General features: G+C 65.4%; 17 protein-coding genes. 8 read left to right on the top strand and 9 right to left on the bottom strand.

All coding sequences use genetic code 11. The annotated features are described in order from the left end of the window. Positions 1 to 48 precede the first annotated feature (48 nt). Positions 49 to 528, top strand: coding sequence for a glutathione peroxidase (locus ACOCG7_RS23060; protein ID WP_083083860.1), 480 nt, complete (start codon positions 49 to 51; stop codon positions 526 to 528). Positions 529 to 601: 73 nt separating this feature from the next. On the opposite strand, the gene cls is transcribed toward ACOCG7_RS23060, so the two are convergent. The 6 genes from cls to dapC form a co-directional block, all read right to left on the bottom strand. Further along, positions 602 to 2,056 (bottom strand): cardiolipin synthase, encoded by a 1,455-nt coding sequence (gene cls / locus ACOCG7_RS23055; protein WP_083083859.1) that lies wholly within the window; start codon positions 2,054 to 2,056, stop codon positions 602 to 604. Positions 2,057 to 2,171: 115 nt separating this feature from the next. After that, complete coding sequence (prmB, locus tag ACOCG7_RS23050) at positions 2,172 to 3,056, bottom strand: 50S ribosomal protein L3 N(5)-glutamine methyltransferase (RefSeq protein WP_073427968.1); 885 nt, start codon at positions 3,054 to 3,056, stop codon at positions 2,172 to 2,174. A 16-nt stretch (positions 3,057 to 3,072) separates the two neighbouring features. Next, positions 3,073 to 4,212 carry a succinyl-diaminopimelate desuccinylase gene (gene dapE, locus ACOCG7_RS23045; RefSeq protein WP_083083858.1) on the bottom strand — a complete coding sequence of 380 codons (1,140 nt, stop codon included), beginning with the start codon at positions 4,210 to 4,212 and terminating at the stop codon, positions 3,073 to 3,075. Between the two features lie 126 nt (positions 4,213 to 4,338). Further along, the gene (locus ACOCG7_RS23040) at positions 4,339 to 4,704 is read right to left on the bottom strand and encodes an ArsC family reductase (RefSeq protein WP_073427970.1); all 366 of its coding nucleotides are present in this window, start codon (positions 4,702 to 4,704) and stop codon (positions 4,339 to 4,341) included. Then, positions 4,704 to 5,531 carry a 2,3,4,5-tetrahydropyridine-2,6-dicarboxylate N-succinyltransferase gene (gene dapD / locus ACOCG7_RS23035; RefSeq protein WP_421380155.1) on the bottom strand — a complete coding sequence of 276 codons (828 nt, stop codon included), beginning with the start codon at positions 5,529 to 5,531 and terminating at the stop codon, positions 4,704 to 4,706. The genes ACOCG7_RS23040 and dapD overlap by 1 nt, the downstream gene beginning before the upstream one ends. A gap of 64 nt (positions 5,532 to 5,595) precedes the next feature. Continuing rightward, entirely contained in the window at positions 5,596 to 6,813 is a 1,218-nt protein-coding gene (gene dapC, locus ACOCG7_RS23030; protein ID WP_083083857.1) for a succinyldiaminopimelate transaminase, read from the bottom strand. Between the two features lie 475 nt (positions 6,814 to 7,288). On the opposite strand from dapC, the gene ACOCG7_RS23025 reads away from it, so the two are divergent. The 5 genes from ACOCG7_RS23025 to def all read left to right on the top strand — a co-directional run bounded on the left by ACOCG7_RS23025 (position 7,289) and on the right by def (position 16,178). Then, positions 7,289 to 8,275 carry a DMT family transporter gene (locus ACOCG7_RS23025; protein ID WP_083083856.1) on the top strand — a complete coding sequence of 329 codons (987 nt, stop codon included), beginning with the start codon at positions 7,289 to 7,291 and terminating at the stop codon, positions 8,273 to 8,275. 165 nt (positions 8,276 to 8,440) lie between these two features. Next, complete coding sequence (smc, locus tag ACOCG7_RS23020; protein ID WP_083084317.1) at positions 8,441 to 11,959, top strand: chromosome segregation protein SMC; 3,519 nt, start codon at positions 8,441 to 8,443, stop codon at positions 11,957 to 11,959. Positions 11,960 to 12,076: 117 nt separating this feature from the next. Continuing rightward, positions 12,077 to 13,384, top strand: a complete 1,308-nt coding sequence (locus ACOCG7_RS23015) for a cell division protein ZipA C-terminal FtsZ-binding domain-containing protein (protein WP_244744956.1) — start codon at positions 12,077 to 12,079, stop codon at positions 13,382 to 13,384. A gap of 197 nt (positions 13,385 to 13,581) precedes the next feature. After that, entirely contained in the window at positions 13,582 to 15,648 is a 2,067-nt protein-coding gene (gene ligA / locus ACOCG7_RS23010) for an NAD-dependent DNA ligase LigA (RefSeq protein ID WP_083083855.1), read from the top strand. Further along, positions 15,645 to 16,178 carry a peptide deformylase gene (gene def / locus ACOCG7_RS23005; protein WP_083083854.1) on the top strand — a complete coding sequence of 178 codons (534 nt, stop codon included), beginning with the start codon at positions 15,645 to 15,647 and terminating at the stop codon, positions 16,176 to 16,178. The genes ligA and def overlap by 4 nt, the downstream gene beginning before the upstream one ends. A 138-nt stretch (positions 16,179 to 16,316) precedes the next feature. Here the strand turns inward: def and ACOCG7_RS23000 are convergent, their stop codons facing one another. From ACOCG7_RS23000 to map, 3 genes are read right to left on the bottom strand one after another with little or no spacing between them, the layout of a single operon-like run. Then, the gene (locus ACOCG7_RS23000) at positions 16,317 to 18,518 is read right to left on the bottom strand and encodes a pseudouridine synthase (protein ID WP_244744957.1); all 2,202 of its coding nucleotides are present in this window, start codon (positions 18,516 to 18,518) and stop codon (positions 16,317 to 16,319) included. A gap of 6 nt (positions 18,519 to 18,524) precedes the next feature. Next, positions 18,525 to 21,104: a [protein-PII] uridylyltransferase gene (locus ACOCG7_RS22995; protein WP_073427978.1), complete on the bottom strand. Its 2,580-nt coding sequence runs from the start codon at positions 21,102 to 21,104 to the stop codon at positions 18,525 to 18,527. A 27-nt stretch (positions 21,105 to 21,131) separates the two neighbouring features. Then, positions 21,132 to 21,941, bottom strand: a complete 810-nt coding sequence (gene map, locus ACOCG7_RS22990) for a type I methionyl aminopeptidase (RefSeq protein ID WP_083083852.1) — start codon at positions 21,939 to 21,941, stop codon at positions 21,132 to 21,134. A gap of 446 nt (positions 21,942 to 22,387) precedes the next feature. On the opposite strand from map, the gene rpsB reads away from it, so the two are divergent. Both rpsB and tsf read left to right on the top strand, forming a co-directional pair. After that, positions 22,388 to 23,140, top strand: a complete 753-nt coding sequence (gene rpsB, locus ACOCG7_RS22985; protein WP_073427980.1) for a 30S ribosomal protein S2 — start codon at positions 22,388 to 22,390, stop codon at positions 23,138 to 23,140. Between the two features lie 215 nt (positions 23,141 to 23,355). Continuing rightward, positions 23,356 to 24,237 carry a translation elongation factor Ts gene (gene tsf / locus ACOCG7_RS22980; RefSeq protein ID WP_073427981.1) on the top strand — a complete coding sequence of 294 codons (882 nt, stop codon included), beginning with the start codon at positions 23,356 to 23,358 and terminating at the stop codon, positions 24,235 to 24,237. The last annotated feature ends 117 nt before the right edge of the window (positions 24,238 to 24,354 follow it).

The raw sequence follows: 24,354 nt of genomic DNA, 5'->3' as shown, positions 1-24,354 counted from the left end.
GGCACGGCTTTTGGCATAGACTGACGGCTTTCAGAGAGGGGAGAGCCCATGACATCGATCTATTCGTTTTCGGCGCGCACGCTGGGCGGCGAGGAAGTGAACCTGGAGCGCTATCAAGGCAAGGTGTTGCTGATCGTCAATACGGCGAGCGAATGCGGGTTCACGCCGCAATACGCGGGCTTGCAGAAGCTGTACGACGGTTACGCGGCGCGCGGGCTGACGGTGCTCGGTTTTCCGTGCAACCAGTTCGGCAAGCAGGAGCCGGGCGACGCGGCGCAGATCGGCGCGTTCTGCGAGAAGAACTACGGCGTGACCTTCCCGATGTTCGACAAGGTCGACGTGAACGGGGCGAACGCGCATCCGCTATTCCGCTATCTGACGGGCGAGGCGCCGGGCCTGCTGGGGCTCGAGGCGATCAAGTGGAATTTCACCAAGTTCCTGATCGGCCGCGACGGCGAGGTGGTCAAGCGTTATGCGCCGTTGACCAAGCCCGAGGCGATTGCCGAGGACATCGAGAAGCTGCTTTGAGTGGCTGCTTTTGAGTTGCCGCGTTGAGTTGCCGCGGAGCGTAAGGCAAGGAACCCGCGCAAATGCAACGCAGCTAGAGAATCGGCGCGAACAGCCGCGCCACGTGCATCAACACGCGCCGCAGCGCGCTCGCATGGCGGTACTCGTTGCGATCGATTTCGATCGATTCGGCGAAGTCCTCGAGCAGCATCGCCTCAACCTCTTCGGCGAAGCCGCGGTCCACGGTCAGCACCATGATCTCGAAGTTGAGCCGGAACGAGCGGTTGTCGAGATTGGCGCTGCCGATCGCGGCGGCCATGCTGTCGATCAGCACCACCTTCTGATGCAGGAAGCCCGGCTGGTAGCGAAAGATCCGGATACCCGCGCGCAGCGAGTCGTACGCATATAGCTTCGAGGCTTCGAACACGACCACGTGATCGCGCCGGCACGGAATCATGATGCGCACGTCCACGCCGCGCAGCGCGGCGAGCCGCAAGGCGGCGAACACGGCTTCGTCGGGGACGAGATAGGGCGTGGTGATCCAGATCCGTTCGCGCGCCGCGTTGATCGCTTCGACGAAAAAGAGCGAGCAGGTCTCCTGTTTGTCGGCCGGGCCGCTCGGCACCACGAGGCAGTGCATGTCGTGACCGGCCGGGCGCTCGGCGGCCGCCGGCGCGGCGGGCATGTCGAACACGGGCAATTGCTGGGTCGCCCAGTGCCAGTCCTCGGTGAACACGAACTGAATGCTCGCGACCGCGGGGCCGCGCACCTCGATATGCGTGTCGCGCCACGGCGAGAGCGGCGGCCTCGCGCCGAGATATTCGACGCCGATGTTATGGCCGCCGACAAACGCGCGCTCGCCGTCCACCGAAACGATCTTGCGGTGATTGCGAAAGTTCAGTTGCAGCCGGTTTACGAACCGGCGATGGGTGGCGAACGGATGCATTTCCACGCCGCCCGCGGTTAGCGCCGCCACGTAGCGGTGCGGCAGATCGAAGCTGCCGATGCTGTCGTACAGGAAGTAGACGCGCACGCCTTGTTTCGCCTTCGCGATCAGCACGTCCTTGAACATTTCGCCGAGCGCATCGGCGCGCACGATGAAGAACTGCACGATCACGTAGTGGCGCGCGCTTTCGATCGCCTCGAAGATCGCCTCGAAGGTCGCCGTGCCGTTCACCAGCGTGCGCACCGAGTTGCCCGGCAGAAACGGCATGCCGCCGAGCCGCGTGAGCGAATGCACGAGCCTCGCGCCGAGCGCCTGCATGGGCAGTCCCGTGGACGAAGCCTGCACGTCCCACTCCGGCGGGTGGGCGCGTGCGCGCAGCAGTTCGTTTTCGACGCGGCGCGCGTCCGCATAGCCGGCGAACTTGCTGCGGCCGAGGAACAGGTAGGGCACCAGCGTCAGATAAGGCATCGCGACCAGCGACACGGCCCACGCGATCGCGCCTTGCGACGTGCGGGTATTCAGAATCGCGTGGCACGCCGCGACGACGCCCAGGATGTGAGCGAGGGCGACCAGCGTGCCGACGTGAAGCAGGTCGAATTGCATAGGCAGGCGAAGGGTTGGAAAGCGCGCTCCGAGTCACTTCCGGGAGTGTACTCAGACGCGCCGCGCGGCGAGCGACAAGCGTAGCCGACCGCCGCGCCCGGCCCGCGATAAACCGTTACACCGGCAGATCGGCGGCCTGGATCAGGAACACGTTGTCGTCGCCGGCGCTGGTGGAGAGCCATACCAGATCGAGGCCGCCGAACGCCGCCTCGACGTGCTGGCGCTCGTTGCCGATCTCGATCACCAGCACGCCGTTTTCGGTGAGCCAGTTGCGCGCGTCGGCGATGATCCGGCGCACGACGTCCATGCCGTCGGCGCCGCCCGCGAGCGCCATGTCCGGCTCGTGCTTGTATTCGGCGGGCAACTCCCGCATCGACGCCGCGTTCACGTAAGGCGGGTTGCTGATGATGACGTCGTAGCGCCGTTCGGCGAGCGGCGCGTACAGATCGCCTTCGAAAAGGGCGATGCGGTCGTCGAGCTTATAGTCCGCGACGTTGCGCGCGGCGACTTCCAGCGCGGGCGCCGACAGATCGACCGCGTCGATATCGGCGTTCGGAAAGGCATGCGCCGCGAGAATCGCGAGGCAGCCGGAGCCGGTGCATAGTTCCAGCACCGCGCTCACCTGCTCGGGATCTTCCACGTACGGTTGCAGGCCGTCCTGCAGCAACTCGCCGATGAACGAACGCGGCACGATCACGCGCTCGTCCACGTGGAAGCGAAAGCCGTGCATCCACGCTTCCTGCGTGATGTACGCGGCCGGCACGCGTTCGGCGGCGCGGCGCTCGATCACGTTCAGCACGGCGTCGATTTCGGCCGCGCTCAAGCGCGCATCGAGAAACGGCTCCAGCAGATCGAGCGGCAAATGCAGCGTATGCAGGATCAGATAGGCGGCTTCGTCGTAAGCATTGGCCGAACCGTGGCCGAACGACAGCCCGGCCTGGTTGAAGCGCGACACCGCGAAACGCAGCAGGTCGCGGACAGTGGAAAACGGAAGCGTCATCGCAATTAGTCCTTGTTCAGGCGATCAGTTGTTCGAGCACGCGGCGGTACACGTTTTTCAGCGGCTCGATGTGTGCGAGTTCGATATGTTCGTCGATCTTGTGGATGCTGGCGTTCAGCGGACCGAATTCGACCACCTGTTTGCAGATGCGCGCGATGAAGCGGCCGTCCGAGGTGCCGCCGGTGGTCGACAGTTCGGTGCTTACGCCGGTTTCGTCCGCGATCGCCTTGGCGAGCGCATTCGACAGGTCGCCGCGCGGCGTGAGGAACGGCAGGCCGCTCACGGTCCATTGCAGATCGTATTCGAGCCCATGCCTGTCGAGGATCGCATGCACGCGCGCCTGCAGACCCTCCACGGTGCTGGCCGTCGAAAAGCGGAAGTTGAACATCACGTCCGCGTGACCCGCGATCACGTTGGTCGCGCCGGTGCCGCTGTGAATGTTCGACACCTGCCACGTGGTGGGCGGGAAGTATTCGTTGCCGTCGTCCCAACGTTCGGCGACCAGTTCCGCGAGCGCGGGCGCGAGCAGATGCACGGGATTTTTCGCCAGATGCGGATAGGCGATGTGGCCTTGCACGCCCTTGACGACCAGCTTGCCCGACATCGAGCCGCGCCGGCCGTTCTTCACCGTGTCGCCGAACCGTTCGCTCGAAGTCGGTTCGCCGACGATGCAATAGTCCATGCGCTCGCCGCGCGCTTCCAGCGCCTCGACCACCTTGACGGTGCCGTCGGTGGCGGGGCCTTCCTCGTCGCTCGTGATCAGGAACGCGATCGAGCCGCGATGCGACGGGTGGGCCGCGACGAATTCCTCGCTCGCCACCACGAAGCCGGCGATCGACGTTTTCATGTCCGCCGCGCCGCGGCCATACAGCTTGCCGTCGCGATGGGTCGGCTCGAACGGCGCCGAGCGCCACTGTTCGAGCGGGCCGGTCGGCACCACGTCGGTGTGGCCGGCGAAGGCGAGCAGCTTGCCCGCGGTGCCGTCGACGCCGCGCTTGACGGCCCACAGGTTGGTCACGCCGTTCGATTCGATCGTCTCGTGTTCGAAGCCGATGGCGGACAGGCGTTCGATCAGCAGGCGCTGGCAATGCTGGTCGTCGGGCGTGACGGACGCGCGCGCGATGAGTTGTTCGGTAAGGGCGAGGGTGCCGGACATGGATTTCGTACAAGCCACTTGGAAATGAAAAAATGCCGGCTGGCGGTTGAACACCGCAGCCGGCAACGGCTTTCAGGCAACGCGGCGAGGCCGCGTGTCGACTTCTTGTTGCGTTCGGGCGTGGCTTCACGCAAACAGCGTTGCGTATTCGTCCGCGGAAAAACCGAGCGACTTGACCCGACCGTTGACCACCAGCACCGGCCGCTTGATCACCGAGGGCTTGTGGATCATCAGCGCGATCGCGCCCGACTGGGTATCGGCGGCCGCCTTCATGTCGTCGGCCAGGCCGCGCCAGGTGGTGCCGCGCCGGTTCAGCAGCGCGTCGAGCTTCACGTCCTTCAGCCAGTCCTGCACGAGCGGCTCGGTCACGCCGGCTTTCTTGAAGTCGTGGAACTCGAACTCGACGCCGTGCTCTTCCAGCCACACGCGGGCTTTCTTCACGGTGTCGCAGTTCGGGATGCCGTAGACGACGGTTTTGGTGCCGCGTGCCATCAATCGCCTCGCAGCAGCTCGTTCAGGCCGACCTTGGCGCGCGTCCTGGCGTCGACCTTCTTGACGATCACGGCGCAGTACAGGCTATGCGAGCCGTCTTTCGACGGCAGGTTGCCCGCCACCACCACCGAGCCGGCCGGAATGCGGCCATACGACACTTCGCCGGTTTCGCGGTCGTAAATCTTGGTGCTCTGGCCGAGGTACACGCCCATCGAGATCACCGAGTTTTCCTCGACGATCACGCCTTCCACCACTTCCGAGCGCGCGCCGATGAAGCAGTTGTCCTCGATGATGACCGGGTTCGCCTGCAGCGGCTCCAGCACGCCGCCGATGCCCACGCCGCCCGACAGGTGAACGTTCTTGCCGATCTGCGCGCACGAGCCGACGGTGGCCCACGTGTCGACCATCGAGCCTTCGTCCACATAGGCGCCGATGTTGGTGTACGACGGCATCAGCACGACGTTCCTCGCGATGAACGAGCCGCGCCGCGCGATGGCCGGCGGGACCACGCGAAAGCCGCCGGCGGCGAAGTCTTCAGCGGTGTAGTTGGCGAACTTCGACGGCACCTTGTCGTAGAACTGCGAGTAACCGCCGGCCGGCATCGGCGCGTTGTCTTCCAGGCGGAACGACAGCAGCACCGCTTTCTTCAGCCATTGATTGACGACCCAGTCGCCGTCCTTCTTCTCGGCGACGCGCAGCGCGCCCTTGTCCAGTTGCTCGATGGCGTGGGCGACGGCTTCGCGCACGTCGGCCGGCGCGGCCTTCGGCGACAGCTCGGCGCGGTTTTCCCAGGCGGTGTCGATGATGCTCTGAAGTGGTTGCGACATATGCGTGTTTTCTGAAGAGTTGAAGTCGGAAGAAGGGATGCGGTGCGGGGGCGTTAAAGCAAACTCAACCCGCGAGCGCGCGGCAAAAGTCGACGATCCGTTGCGCGCCCTGGGTGCATTCGTCGACGTCGGCGACGAGCGCCATGCGCACGAAATTGCGGCCGGGGTTCACGCCGTGCGCGGTGCGCGCGAGAAACGAGCCCGGCAGAACCGTCACATTATAGTCGGCGTACAGGCGCTGGGCGAACCCGGTATCCGTAAGGCCCGTGCGCGAGACGTCGGCCCACAGATAAAAGGCGGCGTCGGGCAGGCGCACGTCGAGCACTTCGGCGAGCATCGGCGTGACGGTGGCGAACTTGCGCACGTATTTCGCGCGGTTCTCGCGCACGTGCGCTTCGTCGTTCCAGGCGGCGATGCTGGCCGCCTGGTACACCGTCGACAAGGCCGCGCCGTGATAGGTGCGGTAGAGCAGGAAGGCTTTCAGGATCGCCGCGTCGCCCGCCACGAAGCCCGAGCGCATGCCCGGCACGTTCGAGCGCTTGGACAGGCTCGACAGCATCACGAGCCGCTCGAAGCCGCGGCCGAGCTTGTGCGCCGCTTCGAGGCCGCCGAGCGGGGGATGGGCTTCGTCGAAATAGATTTCCGAGTAGCACTCGTCGGAGGCGATCACGAAGCCGTAGCGGTCCGACAGCGCGAACAGTTCGCGCCAGTCGTCGAGCGTGAGCACCGCGCCGGTCGGGTTGCCTGGCGAGCATACGTAGAGCAGTTGCGTGCGCGCCCAGATGTCGTCCGGCACCGCCGAATAGTCGCAGGCGAAGTTGCGCGCCGGGTCGCTGTTCACGAAGTACGGCTGCGCGCCGGCCAGAATCGCCGCGCCTTCGTAGATTTGGTAGAACGGGTTCGGACAGAGTACGATCGCAGGCTCGCCTTCGGCATTGCGTTGCGGGTCGATCACGGTCTGCGCCAGGGCGAACAGCGCCTCGCGCGAGCCCGACACCGGCAGCACCTGGGTGGCGGCGTCGACCGGCGGCAGATTGTAGCGCTGCGTGACCCATTGCGCGATCGACTCGCGCAGCGGCTGCGAGCCGATCGTTGCCGGATACGCGGCCAGGCCGCCGAGCGAGGCGACCACCGCGTCGCGGATCAGCGCCGGCGTGGGATGTTTCGGCTCGCCGATGCCGAAGCTGATGTGCGCGAGGCCGGCCGGCGGCGTGATGTCCTTGAAAAGCGCACGCAGCTTTTCGAACGGATAGGGCTGGAGAGAATCGAGGAGCGGGTTCACTGGACGGTTCGGGCCTGATCGAAGATGGGCGTGGACGGATGCAGGAAGATGCCGGCACGCGCGCCGGCGGCAAAGCGCTGACTAATGCGCTGACCAATGCGTTGACCAATGCGCGAGACAGACAGCAGCGGGACGGCGGTAAAACAGCAGCGGGACGGCAGCCAAACGGACGGCGGCGAGCGGATGATTATAGCGTGGCGCGCATGGCGTGGCGCGTGGCGGTTCGCGGTCCCATCAGCCCTCTCACGACACGGCGCAGCGCTGACAAGCGGCTGGCCGCGCCGCCCGCCAGGTGGCGCAGCGCATGCGACGCAGCGGGAACGACGCGAGCCGCCGACGGTTCGCGCAAGAAAGAAGCAGGAGCAGCAATGGTCGTAGCAGTCGTCAAGACATTCGAGACATTCGGACGAAGCGGGCGCGATAAACCCGCGGCCCCCAACAGCAGCACCGCCGGCGGTTCCGCAAGGAGCGCGGCATGACCAACTGGCTTCGCCACGGCTGGCCGACGCTTGCGATCATGCTGGGCGCTTCGGTGTGGGGCATGATCTGGTATCCACTGCGCATGCTCGCGGCGCTCGGCGTGACCGGCACGGCGGCGAGCGCGCTGACGAGCGGCGCCGGCTGCCTGTTCGTGCTGCTGGTGCGGCGTCACGCGCTCAAGACGGTGCGCTGGCATTGGCTGCTGCCGGCGTTGGCGCTGGCGGCCGGCATCACCAATCTCGGCTTCGTGTGGGGCTCGATCCACGGCGAGGTCATGCGCGTGTTGCTGCTGTTCTATCTCACCCCGGCATGGACCGCGCTGTTCGCGCACTTCATCCTGCATGAACGCTTGACCTGGCCGGGCGCGGGCCTCGCCGCGCTGTCGCTGGCCGGCGCGATGACGATGCTGTGGTCGCCGCGGCTCGGCCTTCCCGTGCCCGGCAATCTCGCCGAATGGGCGGGCCTCGCGGGCGGCATGGGCTTCGCGATGAGCAACGTGCTGATCCTCAAGACGAGCCGCGTATTGCCCGACATGAAGCCCGAAATGCGCACCGCAACGATCTTCGGCGGCGCGGCGCTTTTCGGCGCGTGCGCGTCGTTGTTCGAGGCCATGCCCGCGCCGCCCACCGGCGCGCATCTCGGCACCGCCGCGCTGCTGGTGCTCGGCCTCGGCTTTCTGCTGGCGTCGAACAATATGCTGGTGCAGTACGGGCTCGCGCGTGTGCCGGCCAATCGGGCCTCGATCATCATGCTGTTCGAACTCGTGGTCACGGCGTTTTCCGCGTGGCTTTTTGCCGGCGAGATGCCGGGGCCGCGCGAATGGGCGGGCGGCGCGTGCATCGTGCTGGCGTCCGCGCTGTCGAGCTGGATGCATCGCACGAGGGCTTTGCCGCCCGATCCCGCCAATCAGGACGTGAGCGCCGCCATCGATCCTGATACAGACCGTAAGGACGGTAAAAACCGTCCACGCGCGATGGTATGATTGCCCCTCATTAGCTGAAGCACGTTGGACAGCGCGTGCTCAGCGCCCATATCGCAGGGCGTTGCGGGGTGTCGCGAGCCTTTGCCGTTTCGCTGCTTCGGCGCGCGGCAGGCGCGGCCCTCGCGAGCCACTTTTTATTTTCCCTTTTCCAACAGCGAATCCGCCGTGCGTCTGACCTCGATCAAACTCGCTGGCTTCAAGTCATTCGTCGATCCCACGCATTTCCAGGTTCCCGGCCAGCTAGTTGGCGTGGTCGGGCCGAACGGGTGCGGCAAGTCCAACATCATCGACGCCGTGCGCTGGGTGCTCGGCGAATCGCGCGCCTCCGAGCTGCGCGGCGAGTCGATGCAGGACGTGATCTTCAATGGCTCGACCGCGCGCAAGCCGGGTAGCCGCGCCAGCGTCGAACTCGTGTTCGACAACGCCGACGGCCGCGCCGCCGGCCAGTGGGGCCAGTATGCCGAAATCGCCGTGAAGCGCGTGCTCACGCGCGACGGCACCTCGAGCTACTACATCAACAATTTGCCGGCGCGCCGCCGCGACATTCAGGACATCTTCCTCGGCACCGGCCTCGGGCCGCGCGCTTACGCGATCATCGGGCAGGGCATGATCGCGCGCCTGATCGAGGCGAAGCCGGAAGAGCTGCGCGTGTTTCTCGAGGAAGCCGCGGGCGTGTCCAAGTACAAGGAACGCCGCCGCGAGACCGAGAACCGTCTGCACGATACGCGCGAGAACCTGACGCGGGTCGAGGACATCGTCCGCGAACTCGGGGCGAATCTGGAGAAGCTGGAAGCGCAGGCGGTCGTCGCCACGCGCTACAAGGAATTGCAGGCCGACGGCGAAGAGAAGCAGCGCCTCCTGTGGCTGTTGCGCAAGAACGAAGCCGGCAGCGAGCAGGAACGCCAGCAGCGCGCGATCGAACAGGCGCAAATCGACCTCGAGGCGCAAACCGCCAAACTGCGCGAAGTCGAAGCGCAACTGGAAACGCTGCGCGTCGCGCATTACTCGGCCAGCGACGCGATGCAGGGCGCGCAAGGCGCGCTGTACGAGGCGAACGCCGAAGTCAGCCGGCTCGAAGCCGAGATCAAGTTCATCGTCGAATCGCGCAACCGCGTGCAGGCGCAGATCGCCGCGCTCACCGCGCAACGCGAGCAGTGGCAGTCGCAAGCCGAAAAGGCGCAAGGCGATCTGGAAGAAGCGGAAGTGCAACTGGCCGTCGCCGAGGAAAAAGCCGCGCTCGCCGAAGACGAAGCCGCCGCGAAGCACGACGCGATGCCCGCGCTCGAAGCGCGCTGGCGCGATGCGCAGACGGAGTTGAACGCCGAGCGCGGCGGTATTGCGCAGACCGAACAGGCGTTGAAACTCGAAGCCGCGCATCAGCGCAATGCCGATCAGCAATTGCAGCAGTTGCAGCAGCGTCACGAGCGCCTGAAGCTCGAAGCGGGCGGTCTCGACGCACCCGACGAAGCGCAGCTCGAAGACCTGCGCATGCAGCTCGCCGAGCACGAAGAAATTCTGCACGACGTCCAGGCGCGTCTCGCCGACGCCCAGGAAACACTGCCGCGCCTCGACGGCGAGCGGCGTGCCGCGCAGGAGCGCGTGCAGGCGGAAAGCGCGCAGATTCATCAACTGGACGCGCGCCTTGCCGCACTCAAGCAATTGCAGGAAAACGTCCAGACCGAAGGCAAGATCCAGCCGTGGCTCGAAAAGCACGAACTGAGCGGCTTGCCGCGTCTTTGGAAGAAACTGCACGTCGAAGCCGGTTGGGAAACCGCGCTCGAAGCGGTGCTGCGCGAGCGGCTCGCCGCGCTCGAAGTATCGAATCTCGACTGGGTTAAAGCGTTCGCAACCGATGCGCCGCCCGCCAAGCTCGCGTTCTACGCGCCGCCGCTGGCCGGACAGCCGGCGGCCGCGTCGGCCACGCTGCGGCCGCTGTTGTCGCTGGTTCGTATCGACGACGCGGGCATCCGCGCGGTGCTGAACGACTGGCTCGGCCTCGTCTTCATGGCCGACGATCTGCAGCAGGCGCTCGCCATGCGCGCGCAATTGCCCGAAGGCGGCTCGTTCGTCGTGAAGGCGGGTCACGTGGTGACGCGCGTCGGCGTGCAACTGTATGCAGCCGATTCGGAACAGGCCGGCATGCTGGCGCGTCAGCAGGAAATCGAAAACCTCGCGCGCCAGGTGCGCGCGCAGGCTTTGCTCGCCGACGAGGCGAAGGCCGCCGCGATCCGCGCCGAAGCGGCTCATACGCAAGCCACGCAGGCGCTGAGCGACGTGCGTCAGCAGGCGGAACGCGCGACGCAGCGCGTGCATGCGTTGCAGATGGACGTGCTCAAGCTCACGCAGGCGCACGAGCGCTACACCCAGCGCAGCACGCAGATTCGCGAAGAGCTCGAGGAAATCACCGCGCAGATCGAAGAGCAGCGCGCGATGCGGGCGGAGTCGGAAGCGAACTTCGAGCGTCATGACGGCGAACTCGCCGAATTGCAGGCGCGCTTCGAGGATCATCAACTGGCGTTCGAGGCGCTCGACGAAGCCCTCACCGCCGCGCGCGCGCAATCGCGCGATCTCGACCGTGCCGCCACCGACGCCCGTTTCGCCGCGCGCAACATGGCGAATCGCATCGACGAGTTGAAGCGCAGCATTCAGGTCGCGCATGAGCAGAGCGAGCGCGTCGCCGCATCGCTGGAAGACGCGCGCGCCGAACTGGAAACGATCAACGAGCAAACGGCGCACACCGGCCTGCAGGACGCGCTCGACATCCGCGCGGTCAAGGAGGAAGCGTTGCACGCCGCGCGTCTCGAACTCGACGATCTGACCGCCAAGCTGCGCGCCGCCGACGAAACCCGTCTCACCGCCGAGCGCGCGTTGCAGCCGCTGCGCGACCGCATCAACGAATTGCAGTTGAAGGAACAGGCCGCGCGTCTGAACGGCGAACAGTTCATCGAGCAACTGGCCGCGGCCGGCGTCGATGAAGCCGAACTGCAAGCCAAGCTCACGCCGGACATGAAGCCGTCGTACCTGCAAGGCGAGGTCACGCGCATCAACAACGCGATCACGGCGCTCGGGCCGGTCAACATGGCCGCGCTCGACGAACTGAAAGCGGCGACCGAACGCAAGTCGTTCCTCGACTCGCAATCGGCCGATCTGACGAGCGCGATCGAAACGCTCGAGGACGCGATCCGCAAGATCGACGGCGAAACGCGCACGCTCCTGCAAGGCACCTTCGACGAAGTGAACCGTCATTTCGGCGAACTGTTCCCGCGTCTGTTCGGCGGCGGGCAGGCCAGGCTGATCATGACCGGCGACGAAATTCTCGACGCCGGCGTGCAGGTCATGGCGCAGCCGCCGGGCAAGAAGAATTCGACCATTCATCTGCTGTCGGGCGGCGAAAAGGCGCTGACCGCCACCGCGCTGGTGTTCGCGATGTTCCAGTTGAATCCGGCGCCGTTCTGTCTGCTCGACGAAGTGGACGCGCCGCTCGACGACGCCAACACGGAACGTTTCGCGAACCTCGTGCGCGCGATGTCGGACAAAACCCAGTTCCTGTTCATCTCGCACAACAAGATCGCGATGGAAATGGCGCAGCAGTTGATCGGCGTGACCATGCAGGAGCAGGGCGTCTCGCGGATCGTGGCCGTCGACATGGAAACGGCTGCCGGTTTCGCCCAGAATATCGTTTGAGTTTTCGTTTGAGTCGAGCATCGCGGGCGCCCGCGTTCAGCGCAGCGGCCATCGGCCGCGCGACACGTGGAGCGGGCGCAGCGCCGCGCACATAAAAGAATTGCTGATGGAGCATGCATGGACGAGTTGACACTCGGTTTGATCGGCGCGGGTGCCGTGGTGGTCGGGGGCGTGGTCGTGTACAACGCGTGGCAGGGCGCCAAGGTGCGCCGCAAGATGCCGCGACCGATGCCGGCCGATACCGCCGAAAGCTTCGCGCGGGACGATCAGCAGGAACAAAGCCCGTTCATCGAACCGGCCCGGCCGACCACGCGGCGCGAGCCGGTGGCGGGTTCCGATGCGGCGGCTGAAACGGCGGCTGCGCGCGTCGAGCCGACATTCGGCGCGAGCGCCGCGCCGCTCGATACGCCGGCCGATATTCAGGCGGAGACGACCTCGCCGAACGGGTATCCGGACGCCGGGAGCGGAGCCGAGGCGGCTGATGCCGGCAAGATGTCCGAGGCCGGCAAGGCCACGACGGGAACGCCAGCAGGCCAGCCAGCAGGTCGGCAAGCGCACGAGCCGGTCGAGCCGATCATGCCCGCCGCCACGACCATTTCGTCGGCGCCGCCCGCCATCGTCGATCGCCGCATCGACTGTATCGTGCCGATTCGTCTGAACGGCCCGGTTGCCGGCGACAAGGTGATTCCGCTCGCGCAACGTCTGCGCCGCGCCGGCAGCAAGCCGGTGCATATCGAAGGCAAACCCGAGGGCGGCGCGTGGGAACTGCTGCAAAACGGCGCGCGCTATGACGAACTGCGCGCGGCCGCGCAATTGGCCAATCGCAGCGGGGCGCTCAACGAACTGGAGTTCTCCGAGTTCGTGACCGGCGTGCAGCACTTCGCCGACGCGCTCGATGCGTCGCCGGAATTTCCCGACATGCTCGAAACGGTGGCGATGGCGCGTGAGCTCGACGGTTTCGCCGCGCAATGCGACGCGCAGTTGTCGATCAACGTGCTCTCGGATGGCGCGCCGTGGTCGGCGAATTACGTGCAGGCGGTTGCGTCGCAGGACGGCTTGCTGCTCTCGCGCGACGGCACGCGTTTCGTCAAGCTGGACGCGAAGCAAAGCCCGGTGTTCATGCTGCAATTCGGCGACACCAACTTCCTGCGCGACGACCTCACCTACAAGGGCGGACAGATGATCACGCTGGTGCTCGACGTGCCGGTGGCCGACGAGGACATCCTGCCGTTCCGTCTGATGTGCGACTACGCGAAATCGCTGGCCGAGCGTATCGGCGGGCGGGTGGTCGACGACGGCCGCCGTCCGTTGCCCGAAACCGCGCTGCTCGCCATCGAAAAACAGTTGATGACGCTTTACGCCAAGCTCGAGCAGGCGGGCATTCCGGCCGGTTCGCCGGCCACGCGGCGCTTGTTCAGCCAGTAAGTCAGCGCATTGCAGGTTGTGTCAGACGGCCGCACGATGTGCGGCCGTCCGCGTTTGAGGAGCGCGCATCGCGACGCTTGGTGGGGCGCTTGCAGGGAAAGCCGGGCGCGAGAAACTGGCCATTCGGCCGATGTAAAGGGGCACGCTTCCTGCGATAATCCAATGTCTGAATTTCATTGAAAAGACCTTCCGACAGCATGGCCCGAACCTCCGTCCCCAATCCAGCAACCAGCGCTCCGGCAGAACGGGCCGCGTGGCTGCGCGCGGAACTCGAACGCGCGAACTACGCGTACTACGTGCTCGATCAGCCGGACCTGCCGGACGCGGAATACGACAAGCTCTTCAAGGAGTTGGAGCAGATCGAGGCGGAGCACCCGGACCTGATCGTGCCGGATTCACCCACCCAGCGCGTGGGCGGCGAGGCGGCGAGCGGTTTCGAGCCGGTCCTGCACGATCAGCCCATGCTGTCGCTGAACAACGGCTTTGCCGACGAAGACATCGTCGCGTTCGACAAGCGCGTCGGCGACGCACTCGGCAACAACGCGAAAGAGCCGCCGGTGCCGGTCGATTACGCGACCGAGCTGAAGTTCGACGGCCTCGCTATTTCGCTGCGTTACGTCGACGGCACCTTCGTCCAGGCGGCCACGCGCGGCGACGGCACCACCGGCGAGAACGTCACCGAGAACGTCCGCACGATCCGCTCCATTCCGCTCAAGCTAAAAGGCAAGCGCGTGCCGCACATTCTCGACGTGCGCGGCGAAGTGCTGATGTTCAAGCGCGATTTCGAGCGCCTGAACGAACGGCAACGCGCGGCGGGGCACAAGGAGTTCGCCAATCCGCGCAATGCGGCGGCGGGCAGTCTGCGGCAACTCGATTCGAAGATCACCGCGCAGCGGCCGCTGTCGTTTTTCGCTTATGGAATCGGCGTGCTCGACGGCATGGAGATGCCGGCCACGCATAGCGAACTGCTCGACTGGTACAAGGAACTCGGTTTGCCGGTGAACGGCGAACGGGCGGTGGTGAAGGGCGCCGCGGGTTTGCTGGCTTTCTTCCACGGCGTCGGCGAGAAGCGCGACCAGTTGCCCTACGACATCGACGGCGTGGTCTACAAGGTCAACCGTCGCGATGAGCAGGACGCGCTCGGCTTCGTAACGCGCGCGCCGCGCTTCGCGTTGGCGCACAAATTCCCCGCGCAGGAAGCGCTGACCAAACTCGTCGCAATCGACGTGCAGGTGGGCCGGACCGGCGCGATCACGCCGGTCGCGCGGCTGGAGCCGGTGTTCGTCGGCGGCGCGACGGTCACGAACGCCACGCTGCACAACGAAGACGAAATACGCCGCAAGGACATCCGCATCGGCGACACGGTAATCGTGCGGCGTGCGGGCGACGTGATTCCCGAGGTGGTGAGCGCGTTGCTCGACCGTCGCCCGGACGACGCCCGCGAATTCGTGATGCCCACGCATTGTCCGGTGTGCGGCTCGAACATCGAACGGCTGCCGGACGAGGCGATCGCGCGCTGCACCGGCGGACTGTTCTGCCCCGCGCAGCGCAAGCAGGCGCTGTGGCACTTCGCGCAGCGGCGCGCGCTGGACATCGACGGGCTGGGCGAAAAGATCATCGATCAACTGGTCGAGCAGAACCTGGTGCGCACGCCGGCCGATCTCTTCAACCTCGGTTTCGCAACGCTCGCCGAACTCGACCGGTTCGCCGAAAAATCCGCGCAGAATCTGCTCGACTCGCTCGACAAGGCCAAACACACTACGCTGGCGCGTTTCATTTACGCGCTCGGCATTCGCCATGTGGGCGAGTCGACGGCGAAGGATCTGGCGAAGCATTTCGGCTCGTTGAATCCGATCATGGATGCGTCCGTCGAAGCCTTGCTGGAGGTCAACGACGTGGGGCCGGTGGTCGCGGAGTCGATTCATCAGTTTTTCGCCGAGGAACACAACCGCACGGTCATCGAGCAACTGCGCGCGCCAGGCAAGGTAACGTGGCAGGAGGGGCCGCCCGCGCCGAAAGCGCCGCAAGGCGTGCTGGCCGGCAAGACGGTGGTGCTGACCGGCACCTTGCCTTCGCTGGCCCGCGAAGAGGCGAAGGAAATGCTGGAAGCGGCCGGCGCGAAAGTGGCGGGGTCCGTGTCGAAGAAAACGGACTATGTGGTGGCGGGCGCCGAAGCCGGCAGCAAGTTGGCGAAGGCCGAGGAACTCGGCATTCCGGTACTCGACGAAGATGGTATGCGTAAGCTCCTGGAGGGGCAGTTATGATCCGCGAAATTCTCAAGATGGGCGATCCGCGCCTTTTGCGCATTGCCGATCCGGTCGATCACTTCGATACGCCGGAACTCCATGAACTCGTCAAGGACATGTTCGAGACCATGCACGATGCGAACGGCGCGGGGCTCGCCGCGCCGCAGATCGGCGTCAACCTGCAGGTGGTGATCTTCGGCTTCGGGAGCAATGAACGCTATCCCGACGCGCCGCCGGTGCCCGAAACGGTGCTGATCAATCCGACCATCACGCCGGTCTCGCTGGATATGGAGGAGGGCTGGGAAGGCTGCCTGTCGGTGCCGGGCCTGCGCGGCGCGGTGAGCCGGTTCTCGATGATCAAGTATCACGGCTTCGATCAATTCGGCAAGCCGATCGATCGCGTCGCCGAGGGCTTTCACGCGCGGGTCGTGCAACACGAATGCGATCACCTGATCGGCAAGCTGTACCCGATGCGGATCAACGATTTCGCGAAGTTCGGCTTCACCGAGATCCTGTTTCCGGATATGGATCCGAATAGCGACGATTGAGGCTGCGTTTCCGAATCGCGGCATAAAAAACCCACGCGCTTGCGTGGGTTTTTTGTTGGGCGTCAAGCCGTTCGCGGTGTCGTTTCCGGCTGCTCTTCCGTCTGCTCGACCGGCTGCTCGACCGGCCAGCCGAACGCGTTAAAACGACTCGTCCGGCGACAGATAGCGCCATTGCCCCGGCGGCAGCGCGCCGAGCGTCACCCGTCCCATCCGCACGCGCTTCAGTCCGACCACCTCGAGGCCGACCAGCTCGCACATCCGGCGAATCTGGCGCTTCTTGCCTTCGCGCAGCACGAAACGCAACTGCTCGCCGTTTTGCCAACTGACTTGCGCGGGTTTCAGCGGCACGTCGTCGAGCGACAGGCCGTGGCGCAGCAACGCAAGGCTTTCGGGCGGGAAGTGGCTTTCGACATCGACGGTGTGCTCGCCGTACGACACGCGCACCAGATACTCCTTGTCGATCTCCGAATGGCCGCCGATCAGTTGCTTGGCGATGCGGCCGTCTTGCGTCAGCACCAGCAGGCCGGTCGAATCGATGTCCAGCCGTCCGGCCGGCGCCAATTGCCGCAGATGCGCGACCGAGAAGCGAATCGCGGAGCGGTCGCCTTCCCAGCGGTTTTCCGGCGTGACCAGCGTGATGGCCGGCTGATAGCCGTCTTCCGCCTGGCCCGACACGAAGCCGACCGTTTTATGGACCAGCACGGTGACCTGGCTCGCTTGCGCGGCTTCGGCGGCGGGGTCGATCTCGATGCGCTGATCCGGACGAACCTTGGTGCCGAGCGTGTCGATCCGCTCGCCGTCGACCAGCACCCAGCCTTTCTCGATCCACTCGTCGGCTTCGCGGCGTGAGCACAGGCCGAGTTCCGACATCAGCTTGGACAGGCGCAAGGTGCCGGGCGCGTCTTCGTAATCGCGACGCGGCGTGCGCGGGGCTGCGTCCATCTCAGGATTGCGTTTGGTGCGCGTTGCGGGACCGGTGCCGCGCGGCTTGTCCGCACGCGCGGGGCGGTCGTCGCCGAAACGGCGCGAGGCGGCCGGCAGCGTTTTGTCGACACTGCGGGCAGGGCGCTCGGCGCGTTCGCCACGTTCGCCGGTTCGCGCCGGGCGGTCGCCGAATTCGCGTTTGGCCGGCGCACGTTCGCCGCGATCGTCGCGCGGTGCGCGCGCCGGACGGTCGGAGCGGTCGCCATAGCCGCTCTTGACGGGTTTTGCGAAGCCGCGCTCGCCACGCTCGGACGAGCCGCGCTCACCCTCGAAACGGCGCGGTGCGCTGTCGCTGCGCCGTGCCCGCTCGCCGCCGGAGCGGCGCTCTTGCGGGGCGCCTCGGTCGCTACCGAAGCGCGGACGGTCAGCGCCCTCGTGTTCGCGTCGCGCCGGACGTTCGCCGCGCGGTCCGCCCTCCGATGGGCGGCCTGCGCCTGGGCGCGGTCCGGTGAACGAACGGCGTTCGCCTTCATCGCGGCGCGGCGCGCGGTTGCCTTCGATGCTGCGGGGCGCGCGGTCGGTGCGGTTACCAGCGCCTTCGAAACGGCGCGGCGGGCGGTCGGTGCGGTCTCCGGCACCTTCAAACCGACGCGGAGCCCGTTCGCCTCGATCGCCAGCGCCTTCAAAGCGTCGGGGCGGGCGTTCGGTGCGATCGGCCGCACCTTCAAAACGGCGGGGAGCCCGTTCGGCGCGGTCCCCTGTACCTTCAAAACGGCGTGGGGCACGTTCGGTGCGATCGGCCGCGCCTTCAAAACGGCGGGGAGCCCGTTCGGCGCGGTCCCCTGTACCTTCAAAACGGCGTGGGGCACGTTCGGTGCGATCGCCCGTACCTTCAAAGCGACGAGGAGCCCGTTCGGCACGATCCCCTGCGCCTTCGAATCGACGCGGGGTGCGCTCGCCGCGATCTCCAGCACCTTCAAAGCGACGGGGAGCCCGTTCGCCGCGGTCCCCTGCGCCTTCAAACCGACGCGGCGCGCGCTCGCCCTCGGCGCGTCGCGGAGCCCGCTCGCCACTACCTTCAAAACGTCGCGGCGCGCCGCCGGCGCCTTCACGCCGCGGCGGTCGATCCGACGTCGTCCGGCGCGGCCCACCCGCATCCCGCTCGCGCGAAAACGACCCTTCCGCGCGCGGCGCGCGCGCGCCGGCACCCGCAGGTTTCCCGCCCGCCGGCCGCTTGCCGCCGCCCGCCGTCTTGCCGGCACCTTCGCCCCGTGCCCCGCTAAAACCCGCCGTCGACGATGACGGCTTGGGTCCGACCGGACGCGTCGGCTTACGCGCCGACGTGCTTCCGGTACGGACAGGGGCGCGTTCGGACGAAGCCGGCCGCGGGTGCTTGGCTGTTAATTTGACTCGCATGAAATCTCACACTGCGATCGCGCGCAGCAGTTCGGTCTCGACCTGAATTTGCAGGCGGTTGTCCGACAGACCGTTTCCATCCAGCAGGAACACGTCCTCGACGCGTTCGCCGAGCGTATTGATCCGCGCCGACGCGACGCCGACCCGGTGCTCGGCCAGCACGCGCGCGATCGAATAAAGAAGGCCTGGCCGGTCGTTCGCCGACACGGACAGGATGTAGTATTGGCCGCGCTCGTCGGCCCGAAGATCGACGCGCGGCGTAACAGGGAAGGTCCGCGACAGCCGCGACAAACGGCCTTTCGACGGCCCGGGGAGCAGGGTGCCGTCGCCGGTGAGGCGCGCGGTCAGTTCCTGTTCGACCAGATTGGCAATATCGCGATAATGCACGTCTTCTTCGGTGTGCGCGACGAGGAAATTATCGAGCGCATACCCGTGGCGGGTCGTGCTGACGCGTGCATCGAGCACCGACAGGCCGTTGCGGTCGAAATACGCGCAAATGCCGGCAAACAGATCGGGCTGGTCTTTCACGTACACCAGCACCTGGAGCGCCTCGCCGATCGGCGACGGACGCGCCCGCACGATCGGTGTAGGCGTTTCGACATGGCGGTACAGCACGCGCGTCTGCCATGCGATGTCCGCGGCGTCATGGCGCAGGAAATAGCCGACGTCCAACTGATCCCACAACGCCTTTTGCGCGCCTTCCGGCACGGTTTCGAGACGCAGCAGCGCGAGCGCCTCTTCCTGGCGCGATTTCAGTTCGGAATGCGCGTCCGGCCGCGCGCCGCCGAGCACCGCGAGCGTGGCGCGGTACAGGTCCTCGAGCAGCTTGCCTTTCCAGGTGTTCCAGACTTTCGGGCTGGTGCCGCGAATGTCGGCCACCGTCAGCAGATAGAGCGTGGTAAGCCGGCGCTCGGTGCCGACCAGTTCGGCAAAGCGCTTGATGACTTCCGGGTCGCTCGTGTCCTGCTTTTGCGCGACCTGGCTCATGGTCAGGTGCTGCTGAACCAGCCATACGACCAGTTCGCCGTCCTCTCCCTCGATGCCGTGATTGCGGCAGAAGCGTCGCGCGTCGGCCATGCCTAGCTGCGAGTGGTCGCCGCCGCGGCCCTTGGCGATGTCGTGAAACAGCGCCGCCACGTACAGCACCCAAGGGCGGTCGAGGTTGGCGATCAACTGACTGCAGAACGGATATTCGTGCGCGTGCTCGGCCACCGCGAAACGGCGCAGATTACGCAGCACCATCAGAATGTGCTGATCGACGGTGTAGACGTGATACAGGTCATGCTGCATCTGTCCGACGATGCGCCGGAAGTTCAGCAGATAGCGCCCGAGCACACTGGTCTGGTTCATCAGGCGCAGCGCGTGCGTGATGCCGGCCGGCTGCTTCAGGATCTCCATGAAGAGTCGCCGGTTTTCCGGATCGCGCCGCCAGTGCTGATCCATCGCGTCGCGGGCGTTGTAGAGCGCGCGCAACGTGCGCGCCGACAGGCCCTTCACGCCAGGTGTCTGTTCGTACAGCAGGAAGGCTTCGAGGATCGCATTCGGCTCGCGCTCGAACACGTCGTCGCTGGCGATCTCCAGCATGCCCTGCTTCTCGACGAAACGATCCGACAACACGCGGGTAATGCCGCTGGTGCTGGGGAAAAGCTGCGCCTCGATGTTCTGGATCAGGATCGTGGCGAGTTGCGTGACGGCCTTGGCGGACCAGTAATAGCGGCGCATCAGCTGTTCGCTGGCGCGCTTGGTGGCGGTCGGCTTGTAGCCGAAACTTTCGGCCACCGCCGTTTGCAGGTCGAACACCAGAATGTCCTGACGACGCCCGGCAGTCACATGCAGGCGGGCGCGCAGCGATTTGAGGAAGCCCTCGTTGCGGCGCAGTTCGCGTGCTTCGCGCTCGGTGATCAGGCCGCGCGCTTCCAGTTCGCGCCAGCTGCTGCCGAACCCGGCCGCCTGGGTGATCCACAGAATCAGTTGCAGATCGCGCAGACCGCCCGGGCTTTCCTTGATGTTCGGCTCGAGCGCGTAAGGCGTGTCCTGAAACTTGGCGTGGCGCTGACGCATTTCCAGCACTTTCGCCTGGAAGAACGCGCGCGGATCGAGCGCCTCGCGATAGCGCTTGCCGAAGTCGTTGAACAGTGCCGTGCTGCCCGTGATGCGTCGCGCTTCCAGCAGCGACGTGCGCACGGTGACGTCGTTGGCGGCTTCCTCGAGACATTGCGAGACGCTGCGCACGCTGCTGCCGAGTTCCAGCCCCAAATCCCACGCGAGGCTGATAAAGCGTTCGATGCGCGCTTCCAGATGCGCGATCGGCGTGTCGGGCAGCAACACGAGGATGTCGATGTCCGAGTGCGGCGCGAGTTCGCCCCGCCCATAGCCGCCGACGGCCAGCAACGCCAGTTCCGGCGGGAGTTCGCAGGTGTTCCAGGCGGCGCGCAGCGACTCGTCGGTGGTGCGCGCGAGCGCGGCCATCAACGCGTCGACGTTGGTGGCCGTCTTGAAGCGTTCCAGCAACTGGGCTTTGGCCACTTTGTAGTCCGCCTTGAGCGACGTGGCATGGGATGGGGCGACGGCTGGAACACTACTCATTGGCAGGAGGGCGAGGTCGGAAGTCGTTCAGGCGGTGGCCGCGACGACCGGCGGACGCGCGGGCGTGCCGGCGGACACGGTGAGCACGTCATGGCCGGTTTCCGTGACGAGGATCGTGTGTTCCCACTGCGCCGACAGGCTGCGGTCCTTGGTCTTGACGGTCCACTGGTCCGGCATGGTGCGGATGTCGCGCCGGCCGGCGTTGATCATCGGCTCGATCGTGAAGATCATGCCCGCCTGCAGTTCCAGCCCGGTGCCGGGGCGGCCGTAATGCAGGATCTGCGGGTCTTCGTGGAACACGGTGCCGATGCCGTGGCCGCAATATTCGCGCACTACGCTGTAGCCGTGACCTTCGGCATGCTTCTGGATCGCATAGCCGATGTCGCCCAGATGCGCGCCCGGGCGCACCTGATCGATACCGAGCCACATGCATTCGAAGGTGGTCTGCACGAGCCGCTTGGCCAGGATCGAGCCCTCGCCGACGATGAACATGCGGCTGGTGTCGCCGAAATAGCCTTCCTTGATGACCGTGACGTCGATATTCAGCGCGTCGCCGTTCTTCAGCGTCTTGTCGCCCGGAATGCCGTGGCAGATCACGTCGTTGACGGAGATGCAGGTGGCTTTCGGATAGGGCGGATAGCCGGGCGGCTGATAGTTCAAGGGCGCCGGAATCGTGCCCTGTTCCTTCAGCATGTATTCGTGGCACAGACGGTCGAGTTCACCGGTGGTGATGCCGGCCGTGACGAACGGCGTGATGTAGTCGAGCACTTCGCTCGCAAGTTTGCAAGCGACGCGCATTTGCGCGATATCGTGTTCGTTTTTGAGCGTAATAGCCATGAGCCGGGCCTGAAATGCGATTTATTGCGAGATTATCGCACCATATTCCGGCTGCCGCAGGGTTTTGCGATAGGCGCGGCGGCTTGGCGGGCGCGTTTTCAGCGGCTTGCGGCAAGCATGGACGAGCGTTCGGATGCAACCCGGCTGCGGCAAAGGGAGCCGCCGGGCAGGTTGAGTCGGCCGATAGTCACGTGCTATAATCTTTGGCTAAGTCGATCCCTGTCTTGCTTTGTGTTTCTCGGTATGAGTGAGGGAGCAGGAGCAGGAGGGAAGACTACTCGTAGTGCTGGTTGCCTGTGCTACGGGGTGAAGCAGCAGTAAAAAGAGGCAGCAGATTAGCAGCAACTCGCAAGCCGGCGCACCCAGGGTGTCCGTCGCGTTCAGCCACAAAGGCGGCGCGGCCGATACGGCAGCCGGCTTAAGACCCAACCCTCGCGGAGATTTTCATGGCAGTTACCATGCGTCAAATGCTGGAAGCCGGTGTCCACTTCGGTCACCAAACGCGCTTCTGGAATCCGAAGATGGCCCCCTTCATTTTCGGCCATCGCAACAAGATTCACATCATCAACCTCGAAAAGACGCTGCCGATGTACAACGACGCGCTGAAGTACGCGCGTCAACTGGCGGCAAACCGCGGCACGATCCTGTTCGTCGGCACGAAGCGTCAATCGCGCGACACGATCGCTGAAGAAGCGCAGCGCGCCGGCATGCCGTACGTCAACGCACGCTGGCTCGGCGGCATGCTGACCAACTTCAAGACGCTGAAGGTATCGATCAAGCGCCTGAAAGACATGGAAGCGGCGCTGGAAGCCGGCGAAACCGAACGCATGAGCAAGAAGGAAGCGCTGCTGTTCGAACGCGAAATGGCCAAGCTGCAAAAGTCGATCGGCGGCGTCAAGGACATGGGCGGTATTCCGGACGCGATCTTCGTGGTCGACGTCGGTTACCACAAGATTGCCGTCACCGAAGCCAACAAGCTCGGCGTGCCGGTCATCGCCGTGGTCGACACGAACCACTCGCCGGAAGGCATCGACTACGTGATCCCGGGTAACGACGACGCCAGCAAGGCTGTCGCTCTGTACACGGCTGGCGTGGCTGACGCGATTCTCGAAGGCCGTGCGAATGCGGTCAACGAAGTGGTGCAGGCTGCACGTGGCGGCGACGGCGACGAGTTCGTCGAGGTCAACTCGGAAGCGTAAAGCTGCCCCGTGTCCGGCAAAAAAGGGGGCTTTCTACAGGCCCCCTTTTTTTAAGCCGCGACGTCGTGGTGGGGCACTGTTCATGGCGGTCAGAACTGGCCGAAGCGGTGCCCAAAGCGTTGTCTGTAAAAAATACGCACAGCGCTGAAACGAATTCTTGCCCCCGGTATCGAAGTCCGGGCGGCGTGTCAAAGACGGAACTCAAGGAGCAAATGATGGCGGCAATTACCGCAAGCATGGTTGCAGAACTGCGCGCAAAGACCGACGCGCCGATGATGGAATGCAAGAAGGCGCTGACGGAAGCCGACGGCGACATGGCGCGCGCCGAAGAATTGCTGCGCGTGAAGCTGGGCAACAAGGCCAGCAAGGCGGCATCGCGCGTGACGGCTGAAGGCGTGGTTGCCTCGTTCATCGGCGGCAATGCGGGTTCGCTGGTCGAGCTGAATTGCGAAACCGACTTCGTGTCGAAAAACGACGACTTCCTCGCGTTCTCGAAGAAGGTCGCCGAGCTGGTCGCCACGCAAAACCCGGCTGACGTCGCCGCGCTGGCGGCACTGCCGCTGGACGGCCAGACGGTCGACGCAGTGCGCCTCGCGCTGGTCGGCAAGATCGGTGAAAACCTGTCGATCCGTCGTTTCGTGCGTTTCGAAACCCCGAACAAACTGGCGGCGTACCTGCACGGCACGCGTATCGGCGTGCTGGTCGAATACACCGGCGCGGACGAGCAGGTCGGCAAGGACGTCGCCATGCACATCGCCGCGATGAAGCCGGTTTCGCTGTCGTCGGACGACGTGCCTGCGGACCTGATCGCCAAGGAGCGCAGCATTGCCGAGCAGAAGGCCGCCGAATCGGGCAAGCCGGCTGAAATCGTCGCCAAGATGGTCGACGGCAGCGTGCAGAAGTACCTGAAGGAAGTGTCGCTGCTGAACCAGACGTTCGTTAAGAACGACAAGCAGACGATCGAGCAGATGCTCAAGGCCGGCAATGCGAGCGTCCAGAAGTTCGCGCTGTTCGTGGTCGGCGAAGGCATCGAGAAGAAGCAGGACGACTTCGCGGCCGAAGTGGCTGCGCAAGTCGCTGCTGCAAAGCAACAATAAGTCTTATATCGAAGCTTCATCGTAGTATCGTTGGACCCGCGGCGGAGCAAGACTTTGCCGCGGTCGGCGGCGCCGCAAGGCTGCGCGCGGGTTGGTCCCGGCCGCGCGGCCGCCAGC

The organism is Paraburkholderia sp. DD10 (assembly GCF_049177125.1).
GTDB classification, from domain to species: domain Bacteria; phylum Pseudomonadota; class Gammaproteobacteria; order Burkholderiales; family Burkholderiaceae; genus Paraburkholderia; species Paraburkholderia terricola.
The sequence above is the reverse complement of the archived record's forward strand: the minus strand, read 5'-3'. Positions and strand labels throughout refer to the sequence as shown.